The following is a 15,233-nucleotide window of genomic DNA, read 5'->3' on the forward strand; positions in this document are numbered from 1 at the left end:
TCTTATTTTTAGCTATTTTTAGTCTTTGCTAAATTTAGAAATTTCTTAGTCTGATAGGTAGTTTTGATGTGATTTTGTCTGGATCGAAGCTATTTTTTGGATCGCCTAAGCCTCCAAAATTTTCGCCAGTGTTAAAGAATTTTTGTAAGAAATAATCCCCTCTATACCCAAGCTCGAAAAGTAGCTCAGACATCTCAGAGATATCCTTTTCGCTTAGCAAGTCCGCATGCACGGTCGTTCTAACTTCAAATTTAAAATTTATCTCAAGCAGGTATCTAAGCGTGGCGGCAAATTTCTCATATAAATTTGAGCCAGTGATGCCTATAAATTTCTCTTTTGGAGCTTTAAAATCAAGCGCGATGTAGTCGATCAGCCCCTCATCTATCGCCTCTTTTATAACACTAGGATGTGAGCCGTTAGTATCGACCTTTAAACTAAAGCCGCGCGCCTTGACCTCGCGTGCTAGCCTTAAAAAAAGAGGGTGTGCTGTGCATTCGCCACCGCTAAAGACGATGCCATTTAGCTTGCCGACCCTGCGGTCTAAAAAGTCGCAAACTTCGCTAAAGCTTATAGTGCCATTTGACTTTACAACCTCGATGTTGTAGCAGTATCCACAGCGCATATTACACCCTGCAAACCAAATGACAGCTGCCACTTTGTCTGGGTAGTCAAGCGTCGTAAATGGCGTTATACTAAAGACTTTTTGCAAGTTTTTGACCCTTTTTTAAACTAAAAGGCACAGGGGCGTGCCTTTGGTTTGCATTTTAGTTGATTTTTTTAAATTTATTCTTGCTTTTAGGCAAGAAATTTATCTCTTGCAGCAACTTGCGTATTCGTCAAATTTTATTCGCTCTTTGTGCTCGCCTTTTTTGCCGAGGTTAAAGCTCTCAACTGGTCTGTGATAGCCCATAACACGAGTATAGACCACGCATCTTGTGCGTTTATCTTGCACTTTTTCTAAAATTTCTTTTTCTGTCATTTCCTCTCCTTATTTGGATTTTTTCTTTTCATTTTCTATAAGCTCTGCATCACAAAGTGGGCAAAACTCATGCTCGCCAGCTATGTAGCCATGCTTTGCGCAGACGCTAAAGACCGGCGTTATCGTGATGTATGGGAGTTTGTAGTTTGAGATTATACTCTTTACAAGCTCTTTGCAAGCTTTAGCCGAGCTGATGCGCTCTTTCATATATAGGTGAAAGACGGTGCCACCAGTGTAGGCGCTTTGTAGCTCATCTTGTAGATCAAGCGCTTCGTAAGCGTCGTCTGTGAAATTTGCAGGCAGCTGGGTTGAGTTTGTGTAGTAGATATTGTCCCCCTCGCCTGCTTGGATGATATCTGGATAGCGCTTCTTATCCTCTTTGGCAAAGCGGTAGGTCGTGCCCTCAGCTGGAGTTGCTTCGAGGTTATATAAATTTCCGCTCTCTTCTTGAAATGTCCTTATCTTATCACGTAAAAAGCCAACCATCTCAAGGGCAAATTCTCGTCCAAATTTAGTTGAGATGTTCTCTTTATCGCCAGTGAAATTTCTAAGTAGCTCGTTCATGCCATTTATGCCGATCGTGCTAAAGTGGTTGTTAAAGTGCTTTAGATATCTCGCCGTGTAAGGATAAAGCCCTCTGTCATACATCTCTTGTATAAATTTACGCTTCTTCTCTAGGGTTGATTTAGCTAGGTCTAAAAGATAGCTTAGTCTATTATAAAGTGCGACCTTATCGCCTTTGAAGTTATAGCCAAGGCGGGCTAAATTTATAGTCACAACTCCTATCGAGCCAGTCATCTCAGCACTTCCAAAAAGACCACCACCACGCTTCAAAAGCTCTCTTAGATCAAGCTGCAAGCGGCAGCACATAGAGCGCACGTGGCCTGGCTTGTAGGCGTTTTCGTTTTCTATCTTGTTGCCATTTTCGTCATAAGTGTATTGCGAGCCGATGAAGTTTTGAAAGTAGCTTGAGCCCATTTTTGCGGTATTTTCAAATAGCACGTCTGCTACTTCGCTATCCCAGTTAAAGTCCTCTGTGATATTTACCGTTGGTATCGGAAATGTAAAAGGCTGCGAGCACTTGTCGCCAGCTGTCAAAACCTCGTAAAATGCCTTGTCTATGCGTGCCATCTCAGGCTCGAAGTCCTTGTAGGTCATATCGATCAAATTTTTCCTGCCACGCTCATTTGCTTTTTTCAAAATTTTCTCATCTTTTACGTTCGTAAAAAGGTGTATGTCATCGCTCGTTGGTATCTGATCTCTTAGGTCGCTTGGGCATGTGATGTCTATGGTTACGTTTGTAAATGGGCTTTGTCCCCAGCGCGCAGGGACGTTTAGGTTGAAAATAAAGCTAGTTATCGCCTTTTTGATCTCGGCGTCGCTTAGATCGTCTTTGAAAACGTAAGGCGCAAGGTAGGTGTCAAAGCTAGAAAACGCCTGAGCGCCAGCCCACTCGCTTTGCAAAATCCCTAAGAAATTTGCCATCTGATAAAGCGCCTCTCTAAAGTGCTTTGGCGCCTTGCTCTCGACCCTGCCACGAACGCCGTTAAAGCCCTCGTTTAGCAAAGCTCGCAAACTCCAGCCAGCGCAGTATCCTGTGAGGCAGTCAAGGTCGTGGATATGGTAGTCGCCATTTCTGTGAGCTAAACCTTCTTCTTTGCTATAAACAGCGTCTAGCCAGTAGTTTGCTATGACTTTGCCGGCGGTGTTGTTGATAAGGCCTGCGTTTGAGTAGCTTGTGTTTGAGTTTGCAGAAATTCTCCAGTCGGTGCCGTTTATGTACTCATTTATCGTTTGGGTTGAGTTTATATAGGTAGTATCTTCGTTTAGCCCTAAAATTTGCTCGCGTTGGAGCTTATGCGTATGGCGGTAGAGCATGAAGCTCTTTAGAACTTCAAAATGTCCGCCGTCAAATAGCTCTTTCTCTATCGCATCTTGGATGTCTTCGACCGTTATCGCACTTGATTTTTGAAAGATGTCTTGGACTACATTTGTAAAAACTTGCTCGTCATAAGCTTTATTTTCGCTTGCAAATGCCTTTTTTATCGCATCTACTATCTTATATGCTACAAATTCTTGCCTTGTGCCATCTCGTTTTAAAATTTCACGCATCACTTGCTCTTTTCTGATTGTTTTTTTGATATGGAGTTTAAAAGTATAGGACAAGAAAGCTTAAAAGATAGATAACTATTTTATTTTGTTTAATAATATTTATCAAAAAATATAAAATTTTAGAGGGTTTTATTAAGTATATTTTTACGCTTTTTAGGCATTTTAAACTAAAATTTGATTATTTTTACTTAAATAATTATTTTAATTTTAGTTTTTAAAATAGTAGATTTAAATTTTTCTTCCATATAGATCTTTATTTAATTTATGTTAATATTAGTCGATTTTCAAAAAAAAGGAGTTTCAATGAAAAAAATCACAACGCTCGCCATAGGTCTACTTTTGGCTGGCTGTGCATCATCCAACGGCGTAAAATCACCCGAAGATGGCATGATGAAAAGCTTTGCAAAATGCGCCCTAAAATCAGATAGTACAGTCATTATGCTAGTACCAAGTCGTGGCTTTCTTGCTGACGCAATAGCTAGCGCAACAACTAGTGTTTCAAACAACGACGGAGGTTTTTACAACAATCTAACGGATAAAATACAAGAAGGTGTGGATGCCTTTGTCATCTACGGCGAAAGTGGGATGAAAACGGAGTCACTCATGTCAAATGTCTTTACGAGACTAAAAGAGCGTAACGTAAATGGTATGCAGTTTTGTATATCAGCAGGAATAGAAAAGAGCGAGAAGCTAAGCAAGCTAGCAGATGAGCTTGGTATAAAATTAAGTTTTGTGACACTTCCGTAAATTTATAAATTTAATAGACAATTTAAAAAATTTAAGAGAGAAATTTCTCTCTTAAATTTAACTACTGACATCCCTCACACTCGATCGAACGGTCAGCTACGTCGTTTAGTTTTTCGCTATCTGGTGACTCAGAGCGTAGATAATAAGTTGATTTTAGTCCAAGCTCCCATGCAAGCGTGTAAATTTCACTTAGATATCCGCCACTTGCTTTGTCTAAGCTCATGAAGATATTTAGACTTTGACCTTGATCGATCCATTTTTGGCGGATAGCGCCTGCTTTTATAAGAATTCTTTGATCAAGCTCGTAAGCTGGCGTGTAAAACTGCCAAGTATCAGGGCTTAAATTTGGCACGACATTTGGGATCATACCGCTTAGATTGTGCTCAAACCACTTGCGCTTATAGACTGGCTCGATGGTCTGAGTGGTGCCAACAAGGATCGAGATCGAGCTAGTTGGAGCGATCGCCATTAGGTAGCCATTTCTCATGCCATCACGCTTGACTTTTTCTCTTAGCTTGTCCCAGTCGCAGACATTTTCGTCAAATAGCCCGCCTTTGTCGTTTAAAAGCGCCTTTGCGTTCTCGTTTGCAGTGTCTATCGGCATGATGCCTTTGCTCCATTTTGAGCCTTCAAATTTTGGATAGATGCCCTTTTCTACGGCTAAATTTGAGCTAGCGTAGATGGCGTTGTAGCTTATGTTTTCCATTATGCTATCAATGAGCGCCAAGTGCTCATAGCTGCCCCATTTTACGTTTTTCTCAGCTAGCATTTGCGCCTCGCCCATGACGCCAAGGCCGATCGAGCGAGAAGCAAGGTTTGTGTGTTTTACCTTTTTGTGTGGGTAGAAATTTAGATCTATAACGTTATCAAGCATCCTAATAGCTATCGGCACGACACGCTCGATGTCCTCTTTGCTGTTTATCTTGCTTAAATTTATACTTGCAAGGTTGCAAACTGCCGTTTTACCCTCGATACTCTCTTTTTCTACGATGAAAATTTGCTTGCCTTTTAGGCTATCAAGCGCGCTAAGCTTTTTGGCTTTTTTAGTTATGCCACTATCGACCGTGACGTCTTCTTCTTCGTCAAATAGCTCCTCGCCGCCGTCTTCATAAGTAATCTTGATCTTATAGTAGTTTGGCGCTGTGTTTTGGAAAATTTCGGTACATAAATTTGAGCTTCTGATGATGCCCTCGTGGTCGTTTGGATTTGCTTTGTTGGCATTGTCTTTGAAGCATAAAAATGGCATGCCCGTTTCAAAATAGCTAGTTAAAATTTTCTTCCAAAGCTCTTTTGCAAGGATGGTGTTTTTCTGGATATTTTCGTCGTTTTCATACTCTAAATATCTCTTCTCAAACTCCTCGCCATAAAGGTCGCAAAGGTCGCTTACTTGAGCTGGGTCAAAGAGGCTCCAGCGGCCATTTTCTTTGACACGCTTCATAAATAGGTCGTTTATCCAAAGTGCAGGGAAAAGCTCATGCGCGCGGCGTCTCTCTTCGCCTGAGTTTTTACGAAGATCGAGAAAATCGCTCACGTCCATGTGCCAAGGCTCGATATAAACAGCGATCGCGCCCTTTCTAGTGCCTAGCTGATCGACCGCTACTGCGATGTCGTTTGTCACTTTTAAAAATGGGATGATACCGCCAGCTGCGTTTTTGTGTCCGTCGATACTGCCACCCATCGCACGCACCTTGCTCCAGTCCCAGCCGATACCGCCGCCAAATTTTGAAAGTAGCGCCATCTCTTTGTAGCTATCAAAAATGCCCTCAATATTATCAGGCGTACTGCCTACGTAACAGCTGCTTAACTGGTGGCGTGTAGTCCTTGCGTTTGAGAGCGTTGGGGTGGCTAGCATCACTTCAAATTTAGAGATAAGGTCGTAAAATTTCTTTGCCCAGCCTTGACTATCTAGCTCGTTTTGCGCAAGAAACATCGCGATCGCCATAAACATGTGCTGTGGCAGCTCGATAGGCATACCGCTCTTGTCTTTGATGAGGTAGCGATCATAAAGCGTCTTGATACCAAGGTATGCAAACTGAAGGTCGCGCTCAGGCTTGATGTAGGCGTTTAGATCCTCTAAGTCGTACTTCTCTTTTAGCCCAGGGATGATGCGGCCTACCTTTTCGCCCTTTGCGAGGTAGTCTTTTAGGTGGTTGTAGCCGTTAAAGCCAGTCACTTTGTGATAAAGGTCGAACAAAAATAGCCTCGCAGCGACAAATGTCCAGTTTGGGCGGTCGATGTCGATCTTATCAACTGCTGTTTTTATAAGAGTTTGCTGAATTTCCTCAGTCGTTATCATATCTCTAAACTGAATTTTTGCATCTACCTCAAGCTCGCTAAGACTTACGTTGCTAAGGCCTAGGACCGCTTCGTTTGTGTATTTTTTGATCTTGCTGATATCAAGCTCTTCTGTTCTGCCATTACGTTTTATAACTTTCAAAAATGTCTCTCCGTGTTAAATTTTAATTTGAGATTTTATCCAAAAAGATATAAAAACTCTCTTTGCCAAAAACTACTCAATAAATATAAATTTACAACCAAAATGAGAAGGATAAAGGCTTGTAAAAACTCTTATTTTTCTAGTGCGAGGGCGATAAAAATGTTAAACGTGATGAACTTTTGGATTAGTTTTGGAGATCAAAATTTAAATTGCCGATAAATTTTACTGGCGCTTGTAAAAGCTACTTGAAAAGTGCCGCCCTTGGCTGATAAACTTTGCGAGCTAAATTTAAGGTGGATTTTGTGTTAGGGTATTTGCAAGGGGCTAAATTTACCCCTTGCGTTTAAATTTATTTGCCAAAAACTCTGGCGAAAATTTTATCTACATTTTTGGTGTAGTAGTTGTAGTCAAAGCACTCTTTGATCTCATCTTTGCTAAGGCTCTTAGTTAGGTCCTCGTCGTTTAGTAAATTTTGTAAAAATAGGCTGTGACCTTGCTCGTCTATCGCTTTTTTGCCCTCTTGCAAGTCCGCCCAGACCTTCATGGCGTTGCGCTGAACGATCTTGTAGGCGTCCTCTCTAGAAATCCCACGCTGTGGCAGCTGCAAAAGCACGCGCTGAGAAAAGACTAGGCCGCCTGTTAAATTTAAATTTTTCATCATATTTTCTGGATAGACGACTAAATTTGCTACCAAATTTTTGATACGAACTAGCATAAAATCAGCCGTGATAAACATATCTGGCAGGATAAATCTCTCAACCGAGCTGTGGCTGATGTCGCGCTCGTGCCAAAGGGCGACGTTTTCAAGCGAAGGCGTGACGTATGAGCGTAGCACCCTGCAAAGACCAGTGATGTTTTCGCTAAGGACTGGATTGCGCTTGTGTGGCATCGCGCTTGAGCCCTTTTGTCCTGGACTAAAGTACTCCTCTGCCTCATAAACTTCGGTCCTTTGGTAGTGTCTAATGGCAACTGCGATCTTTTCGCAAGTAGAAGCCAAGATAGCGATGGCGCTCACCACGTGAGCGTAGCGGTCGCGCTGGATCACTTGGTTAGAGGCTGGAGCAGCTTTCAGACCTAGCTCCTCGCAAGTTAGCTCTTCAAATTCCATCGGAGCGTGGGCTAAATTTCCCATGGCGCCTGAGAGTTTGCCATAGCTGATCGTATCTTTTGCGTCTTTGATGAGCTTAAGCGCCCTTGCGATCTCGTCGTACCAGATGGCAAGTACAAGGCCAAAAGTTATCGGTTCGCCGTGGATGCCGTGGCTTCTGCCGACCATGAGCGTGTGCTTGTGCTCGTTTGCTCTGTTTTTGACTGCCCGCATAAACTCCTCTACGTCGCTGATGATGAGCTCTAGGCTCTCTTTCATCTGAAGTGCAACGGCTGTGTCGATGCAGTCGCTTGAGGTCATGCCGTAGTGTACGAACCTGCTCTCCTCGCCAAGGCTCTCGCTGACGCTTGTTAAAAATGCGATGACGTCGTGCTTTGTCGTCTTTTCTATCTCGTCGATGCGAGCTACTTCAAATTTAGCATTTTTGCAAATTTTATCGCAGTCGCTATCACTTATGAAGCCAAGCTTATTCCAAGCTTTAACGGCAGCTTTTTCTACCTTGAGCCAAGCGTCGTATTTTGCTTGTATGCTCCACTTTTCAGCCATCTCTTTGCGTGAGTATCTTTCGACCATTGTTGAACCTTTTGTGTTAGTTTGCTTTTGTCCTGAAAGTATAAATTTGGCTTTCTAAGCCAGAAATCACGTCGTGCAATTTCTCTAAATTTAAGTTTTGATTATATAAAATCCGGGCTGAAATGTCGGTTATACGCTTATAAATTTGGGCTTAAGATAGCTCGCTCGTTTTTCAAAGGATCATTTTTGCCCTATGTAAATAAATTTATCGCCACTGCAGATCATCAAAAAGCTTACGAAATTTTACTGAAAAATGGCTTTAACATGAGCCAAACTCAACGCCTCATCGATAAAGGCAGGCTGATATGCGAAGGCAGTGTCGTGAGCGAGAAAAATGCCATTTTGTGTGGCGATGTCTTTTTGATCGACTATGAGGCCAAACCAAAGGGACTAAAGCCGATCTTTGAGTGCGAGAGCTTTGCGGTATTTGACAAGCCAAGCGGTGTGCTGAGCCACCCAAATGGCAGGCACTGCGACTACTCTCTAAATGATGAAATTTACACACTTTTTGGGCGAGATGCGAGCGTGGCACATAGGCTAGACTTTGAAACAAGTGGTGTGATAGTCGTGGGAAAAGATAGAAATTCTACGATAAAACTAAAGAAAATTTTTGAAAACAGAGAGGTTTTTAAAAGCTACGTCGCGATGGTGCAGGGCAGGGTCGAGCGAGAATTTACGATCGATGCTAAGATGGATCTGGCAAAAAACTACGACGATGTAAAAATGCGAATGCAAATTTGTGAAAATGGAAAAAGTGCGGTGACTAAAATTTTGCCTATAAAGTATTTTGACGATATCGATACGACTTTGGTTCAAGCTATCCCACTCACTGGTAGGCAACATCAAATTCGTTTGCATTTGTTTCATGTGAAACACAAGATCCTTGGCGAACCACTTTATGGTTTGTCACGTCTGCAGATCGAGAAAATTTTAGACAAAGAGATGAGCGAGCGTGAACGGATAAATTTAACTGGAGCAAAGAGGCTTTTGCTTCACTCGGATGAAATTTCATTTAAATTTGATGAAATTTTTTACACCATAAAAAGCAAATTTGACGCCGAAAGTGAGTTTTATAAATTTGCAAAAGAAGCAAACAATCAAAATATTTAAATTTTAAAAAGTCTTTCTAGTAAAAATAATCTATAAAATTTTTCGTAATTTTGCTTTTAAATTTGAACCAGAATTTTTATTGAAAAGTAGAATTAGATTTTTTAGTATCGGCGACGTTCTTATTTAAAAATTTTGGCAATCAACTTTGTATTTTTATTTTTCATCCACAAAATTTCATGCCAAATTTTTAGAATTTATTTTAAAGTTTTATTTTCCTCTTTTAAAACTTTTATAATCAAGCCAAGCCCAGCGCCAGCAACCAACACTATAAAAATTATCTCAGCGATATCAAGAGCTGTCATTTTTTACTCACGTTAGTTTTATCGTTAGTTGGTTTTTCTTCTGTTTTAGCTGCACTCTTATCGCTAACGTTAGCTCTGAATTTTGGGTTTTCATTTCGCTGTTTTAGCTGTCCGCAAGCTGCACTTATATCAAGGCCTTTGCTCTGTCTGATCGTGCAAGTGACGCCATGATCCCTTAGATATTCTTGAAATTTTAGCATACTAGCAAGCTCAGGCCGTCCAAATTCACTACCTTCATGCGGGTTAAAATAGATCAAATTTACCTTTGCCTTGATACCATGCAGCAGTTTAACCAGCTTTTTCGCATCGCTAACACTATCGTTTAGGTCTTTGATAACAAGATATTCAAACATCACACGCTTTCGCATATCGATAGGAAATCCCCTAACAGCGTCCATAACGGCCTCGATATTATACGCCTTATTTATCGGCATCAGGCGGCTTCTAAGCTCGTTAGTAACAGCGTGTAGTGATATGGCCAGCAAGACACCAAGATCCATCTCGCCAAGCTTTTTTATCTGACTGCCAAGGCCGCTAGTTGAAACGGTTTGACGGCGTGGCGATATGGCTAGACCCTCATTTAGAGCTAAAATTTTGATCGCTTTACTAACGTTAGCAAGGTTATCAAGCGGTTCGCCCATACCCATATAAACGACATTTATGCGCCTTTCATATGGTATGTTATTCTCTCTTTTTATCCACAAAATTTGCCCTACGATCTCGCCAGCAGTCAAATTTCTAACAAGTCCGCCCTTTGCTGTTAGGCAAAAAGCACAGCCCATTTTGCAGCCAACCTGCGAACTAACACAAACAGTGTAACGAGCATGGCGACTGATCTTGCCATCTTCGTCGCTAATCTCCTCTTTCATCGGTAACAAAACACTCTCTATCTTTAACCCATCTTTTAGCTCAAAAAGATATTTGATCGAGCCGTCGCTACTTTGCTCAAATTTCACACATTTTAGAGGATCGAGATAAAATTTCTCAGCCAAGTCCTGACGCATATCCTTTGGTAAATTTAGCATTTGACTAAATTCTGTCGCATTTTTTTTGTACACCCACTCATAAATTTGCGTCGCTCTGAACGAGGGAGAGACTAGCTCTTTTAACTCTTCGATGCTAAGATCAAGCAAATTTTTCACATATTTTCCTTTACATATTTTGTTAGTAGCTCTTTGGCTGCAGAGTGATTTTTTATAAAATCAGCATGCGCATTTTCATCACAAAAATTTGTCGCTATGAAAATTCCATAAGCTGGAATTTTAAAAATTTGAGCCACTTTTAGAACAGAAAAAAACTCCATATTTTCTAAAAAATATCCATTTTCAAACATCTTATGAGCCAAATTTTTGTCTATCGTTATGAAATTTGACGAATTTGTTTTAATAGTTCCACGTGAAACGATAGAAGAAATTTCACACTCGATGGGCGAGTAAGATCTATTTTCTATGCTAGAAATTTCAACATTCGCCCCAACCGAGCTTTCATAAATTTGCAAAATTTCGCCATCTTTATATAGACCTGCCGAGCCAACAAAAACTATCTTTTCTGGCATCTGGTATAAATTTCGCTCGGGATTTTTTGTCAAATTTTGACTTATATTTTGCAGCTCTAGGTTTGATGAGTTTGCAAATTTGGCCTCGATCTTTGCAAGGTAGTGTGGATCAATATTTTTTAAATTTATACTCTTTTCATCCACCCCAACACACGATCTTTTTTGCAAAAACTTTGTCAAATTTATCGCCATATCGACTAGCCCCACCCCCATTGGCAAGGCAAAGTCAAAAATTTCATTTTTTCCAGCTGAGATAACTAACATCAAAGCCTAACCTCAACGTCATTTGCCTTGAGATACTCTTTTAGCTTTTTTATCTCTATCTCGCCAAAGTGAAATATCGAAGCAGCCAAACACGCATCGGCCCCAGCTTCAAAAGCATCTTTAAAATGCTCCATCTTGCCAGCGCCACCGCTTGCGATAGTAGGTATAGAAAGCGCACTAAAGATCTTTGTCAGCTCTAGACTAAAGCCCTGTTTGACGCCATCATTGTCCATAGACGTTAGCAATATCTCCCCTGCTCCACGCGACTCAACCTCTTTTGCCCAAGCAAAGGCATCTTTTTTGGTATCGATCCTGCCGCCATTTATAAAAACGCTATAACCATTTTCGATCTTTTTAGCATCGATCGCTACGACGACACACTGCGAGCCAAATTTCTTAGCAGCTTCGTCGATCAAATTTGGATCTTTTATCGCTGATGAGTTTAGGCTCACCTTGTCGCAGCCCGCATTTAAAAGGCGCGATATATCATCGATCGTGCGTATGCCACCGCCAACGGTTAGGGGTATAAAAAGCTTACTTGCGACCTTTTTTACCACATCAACTATCGTATCACGGCCAAGGTGAGAGGCTGTGATATCCAAAAAGCACAGCTCGTCAGCGCCCTCGTCGTTGTATCTTTTAGCTATCTCGACTGGGTCTCCAGCATCAACAAGTCCAACAAAATTTACACCTTTTACGACCCTGCCATCTTTTACGTCGAGGCATGGGATTATGCGTTTTGCAAAATGATTCAAATTTATCCTTTGTCTATCTTTCTAGCTGCCACCTCAAAATATGGCAAACTAGCCCAATTTTCTCGGTTTCCAACTATATAAATAACCTCTTTTGCTCTTGTTAGCGCCACGTTTAGCAAGTTTGGCTTGCTAGCAGCCCACGCTCTAGCACCCTTTGTCGCCCCACCTAACACAAATACGATAATGTCAGCCTCTTTGCCCTGCATAGTGTGGATAGTGCCAGCACCTTTTAAATTTCTACAAACATCTTTAAATGGCGTTATTATCCTGATGTTATAATTTTGGCTAGCTAGCTCGCCTGCTAAGAGCTCTTTAACCACCTCACCCTCGGCTTTATTGTAGTTACCTATCCACTCTTCGCTTCTAACGTCTATCCACTTTGTTTGCACGTTAGTGTTTGCAAATTTACTAGCCGCGTTTCTGCCAAGTATCATCATATCATCGTAGATAGTCTCGTTTGAGGTCTCAAACATAGGGTTAGCGCATCTTCTATGCACGATCAGTGGTGAGCCGACCCAGATACTCTCACCGCTACCTTTTATATATGTGCCGATATTCTGCACCTTGTCTGCCCTTAGTTGCACAGAGGATTTAAGCAAGTTAAACTCCTCCTTTGCTTCGCAGTAGCTAAGTATCGCGTTATTTAAACTAACTGGCAGCGTTACGACAGGTTCAAGTTGAAGTGGGTCGCCAACCACCACGGCCATCTTTGAGCGAAGCAAGGCGCCTAACGCGTTAGTTAAATTTGCCTGCCCTGCTTCGTCTATCAAAAGCATGCCTATATCGCCATTTAAAAGGTCTTTAAAGGTGTTATTAAACGAGGCAAAAGTCGAGTTAACAACAGGCGTTAGCAAGAAGAGCCCCTTGATAACCTCGCGTCTATGCTTTGCCTCTAAGCCGTTTTTCTCAGCCATCTTTTCATCGTTAAAGATAACGCTAAGGGCACGTAAATTTGTCCTGACAGCCTCTTTGCAGGCAAAAATGGCAGCTTTGTGCAAATTTAGCGCCTCTTTAAAAAGCTCTATCCTAGCCCTAAAAAGCTTTGTCTTGTGAAATTCCTGGTCTATGCCACGCTCCATCATAAATGGCATACTCTTTTGCATCTCTTCGTTGCTCTCGCTAAAGCTGCCGTTTAGAAAGATATCTAGCTCCTCGCTCCTGCCAAGTATCTTTTGACGTCTAGCAAAGTCGCTTTGCAACCTTTTGTAAAGATTTATCTTAGTATTTAGCTCTGCAGCCCTGTTCTCAAGCTCTGCTATCTCGCTTTTTAGCTCATTTAGCCTTGCTTCATTTTTTTCTTTGCTCTCGCCATTTTGCTTACTAGCTTTTAAATTTTGCTCAGCTATCTGGCGGTTTATCTCACCAACTTTTAGCGCCTCGTTATTATACTTTTCAAAGGCCTCTGTCTTAAAAATCTGCTGAAAGAGAAAAAATGGCGGCTTTTCTGGCGTGCTTAGATACTCCTGCAACGCTTCATTTTGACTAACAACTCTTGTTAGCTCGCTAAATTCAGCCTTTTTGTCTTCAAGCTTGCCACTAATGCTAGTAAATTCGCTCTCAAGCGGAGATAAAAGCTCCTCTATCTGCTTGGCTGAGTTATAACTCTCTAGCCTTCTATCAACGTCAGCTAGCTCTGTTTTAAGGCTCTTTAGCTCCTCTTCTTTGATCCTGATCTCGCTAAAAAGTAAATTTGCCTCGTGAAGTGCGAGATTAAATTTCTCCTTTGCCACGTCAAAGTCATCAACCCCTTCGCCAACTGCCAGATATTTGCCAAGCCCCATCAAAAAGCCATCTTGCTCCAAAAACTCGCCATACTCTTTTGATATCTCATCATGCTGGCTGTGAGTAGCCTCGATCTTTACGCCATTAATTGCATTAAAAACAAAATTTGACTTGTTTTGTTTTGAGCCAAGCGCCACGCAAAATAGCCCCCAAGCTAGCTTTGAGATAAAGGACTTCTCGCCAAATTCACTCTTTTCATCAGCCGAGAGCAGCCTTGTGGCTATAAATTTAAAATAATCAATCTCGCCCGCATAATCCCCTATACTCTTTAGCTGACTTAGCTCCTTGCTCAAAATCTCAACCGCGCCGTTATTGCAAGAGCTAACGACCATCTCGAAGCCCTGCAGCTCGTCATTTAGCCTAAAATAAAGCGCCTTTTCGTCGCTATCATAAACTGGCTCAAAGATATCGTGCCTGCTCATTTGCGCGAGCTTCATCGCCCTAAGCGTCACCACTTCAGCCATCACGTCCTTTAAAAGTGTCGTTTTCCCAGTACCTGGAGCGCCATTTACGCTATAAATCCCGCCGTTGCCTTCTTTAAATTTCTCTATGATATTATTTTGCGCCATTTGCTGCGAGAAATTTAGAGCAAAATCACTCGCAAAAGCCGATCTTGGGTAGCGCTCAGCCCCAAAAAAGTCCCTAACAGCCCTTTGATTTAGCTCATCTCTAACATCAAGCCTCTCAAATTTATTCTCACCGCCCTCGTCCAAAAACTGATCCGTCAGCGCGTGCGTCCTGCCTGATTCATAAAATTTGATAAGTAAATTTATATCATCTATAAAAAAGCTATTTAAAAGGGCGTCGTTCTCTTTAAAATTTGGATCAACGATCCTTACTTCAAGTCTGATCACATCTTTGCAAAATGGCGTCTTTAGCGAGCTTTTTAGCTCCTCGTGCACTGCTTTTACATAGTTGCTAAGCTTCATTTTCTCTTTGTGGATAGAAATTTTATCCTTGATGTGCTCGCACTCTTTGTTAAAGTCGTTTTGACTGATCTCTTTTAGGTGGTTTAGGCGCACCATCGCCCATGGAGCCGTTGGGATAAAAAGCTCATTTGATGAGTTTGGCGTAAAAAATGGACTTAGCTCATCATCTAAATTTGCATCTTTTAAGGCAAAACTTTGCTCATTTTTGTAAAAGAGCAGATCGCCAGAGAGCTTAAGCTTATAACAAAATGCCTTTTCAAAGCTCGTTTGCTCAGAGCGTAGCTCATCTAAAATTTGCTCTTTTTCAAATTTCACCTTTGCTAGCTTTGATATCGCAAGGGCGAGCAAGTCCGTCTCAAAAATACCGCCATAAATCGAAATTTCTACACCATTTTTTAAAAGTGACCTATCAAATGCCCTTAAAATTTGCATAAATTTCTCATCAAAATTTGCGATCTCAAGGTCCATTGATTTTTTAAATTTGCTATTTGTCTTTTTTGGCTCGTCTAAGGTTTTTGGCTCTAAATATTGTGATAATAAAAAGTATTTTAAGGTGTTTGCCCTACTCAAATTTGCGCCT

The 15,233-nt window shown here is 41.4% G+C and carries 9 protein-coding genes and 1 pseudogene; 2 read left to right on the plus strand and 8 right to left on the minus strand.

The annotated features are described in order from the left end of the window. Nucleotides 1–34: 34 nt before the first annotated feature. A complete protein-coding gene (locus CCS77_RS09510; RefSeq protein ID WP_107917247.1) occupies nt 35–709 on the minus strand; it encodes an anaerobic ribonucleoside-triphosphate reductase activating protein in 675 nt (224 codons plus the stop codon). 99 nt (nt 710–808) lie between these two features. Beyond that, a pseudogene (locus CCS77_RS09520) lies at nt 809–3,091 on the minus strand (ribonucleoside triphosphate reductase). A gap of 303 nt (nt 3,092–3,394) precedes the next feature. On the opposite strand from CCS77_RS09520, the gene CCS77_RS09525 reads away from it, so the two are divergent. After that, nucleotides 3,395–3,838, plus strand: coding sequence for a hypothetical protein (locus CCS77_RS09525; protein ID WP_103632757.1), 444 nt, complete (start codon nt 3,395–3,397; stop codon nt 3,836–3,838). Nucleotides 3,839–3,899: 61 nt separating this feature from the next. Here CCS77_RS09525 and CCS77_RS09530 read toward each other — a convergent pair whose 3' ends face one another. Together CCS77_RS09530 and purB are read right to left on the minus strand one after the other, a co-directional pair. Then, nucleotides 3,900–6,275, minus strand: coding sequence for a ribonucleoside-diphosphate reductase subunit alpha (locus tag CCS77_RS09530; protein ID WP_009295196.1), 2,376 nt, complete (start codon nt 6,273–6,275; stop codon nt 3,900–3,902). A gap of 349 nt (nt 6,276–6,624) precedes the next feature. Continuing rightward, nucleotides 6,625–7,956, minus strand: coding sequence for an adenylosuccinate lyase (gene purB / locus CCS77_RS09535; RefSeq protein WP_107917248.1), 1,332 nt, complete (start codon nt 7,954–7,956; stop codon nt 6,625–6,627). 186 nt (nt 7,957–8,142) lie between these two features. On the opposite strand from purB, the gene CCS77_RS09540 reads away from it, so the two are divergent. Next, a complete protein-coding gene (locus tag CCS77_RS09540) occupies nt 8,143–9,066 on the plus strand; it encodes a pseudouridine synthase family protein (protein WP_107917249.1) in 924 nt (307 codons plus the stop codon). Between the two features lie 298 nt (nt 9,067–9,364). Here CCS77_RS09540 and rlmN read toward each other — a convergent pair whose 3' ends face one another. The 4 genes from rlmN to CCS77_RS09560 are packed head-to-tail and all read right to left on the minus strand — an operon-like array spanning nt 9,365 to nt 15,223. Further along, a complete protein-coding gene (gene rlmN, locus CCS77_RS09545; protein ID WP_107917250.1) occupies nt 9,365–10,510 on the minus strand; it encodes a 23S rRNA (adenine(2503)-C(2))-methyltransferase RlmN in 1,146 nt (381 codons plus the stop codon). Next, nucleotides 10,507–11,187 (minus strand): purine-nucleoside phosphorylase, encoded by a 681-nt coding sequence (locus CCS77_RS09550; protein WP_107917251.1) that lies wholly within the window; start codon nt 11,185–11,187, stop codon nt 10,507–10,509. The genes rlmN and CCS77_RS09550 overlap by 4 nt, the downstream gene beginning before the upstream one ends. Further along, nucleotides 11,187–11,942, minus strand: coding sequence for an imidazole glycerol phosphate synthase subunit HisF (gene hisF / locus CCS77_RS09555; protein ID WP_107917252.1), 756 nt, complete (start codon nt 11,940–11,942; stop codon nt 11,187–11,189). The genes CCS77_RS09550 and hisF overlap by 1 nt, the downstream gene beginning before the upstream one ends. A gap of 2 nt (nt 11,943–11,944) precedes the next feature. Continuing rightward, complete coding sequence (locus tag CCS77_RS09560) at nt 11,945–15,223, minus strand: DEAD/DEAH box helicase (RefSeq protein ID WP_107917253.1); 3,279 nt, start codon at nt 15,221–15,223, stop codon at nt 11,945–11,947. Nucleotides 15,224–15,233 lie beyond the last annotated feature (10 nt).

The sequence above is a fragment of the Campylobacter concisus genome, from assembly GCF_003048375.1.
GTDB lineage: Bacteria > Campylobacterota > Campylobacteria > Campylobacterales > Campylobacteraceae > Campylobacter_A > Campylobacter_A concisus_T.

Bases quoted from the DNA above. Each gene is read 5' to 3' on its own strand.
- CCS77_RS09550 (WP_107917251.1), bottom strand. From the start codon at position 11,187: ATGTTAGTTATCTCAGCTGGAAAAAATGAAATTTTTGACTTTGCCTTG.
- purB (WP_107917248.1), bottom strand. From the start codon at position 7,956: ATGGTCGAAAGATACTCACGCAAAGAGATGGCTGAAAAGTGGAGCATA.
- CCS77_RS09525 (WP_103632757.1), top strand. From the start codon at position 3,395: ATGAAAAAAATCACAACGCTCGCCATAGGTCTACTTTTGGCTGGCTGT.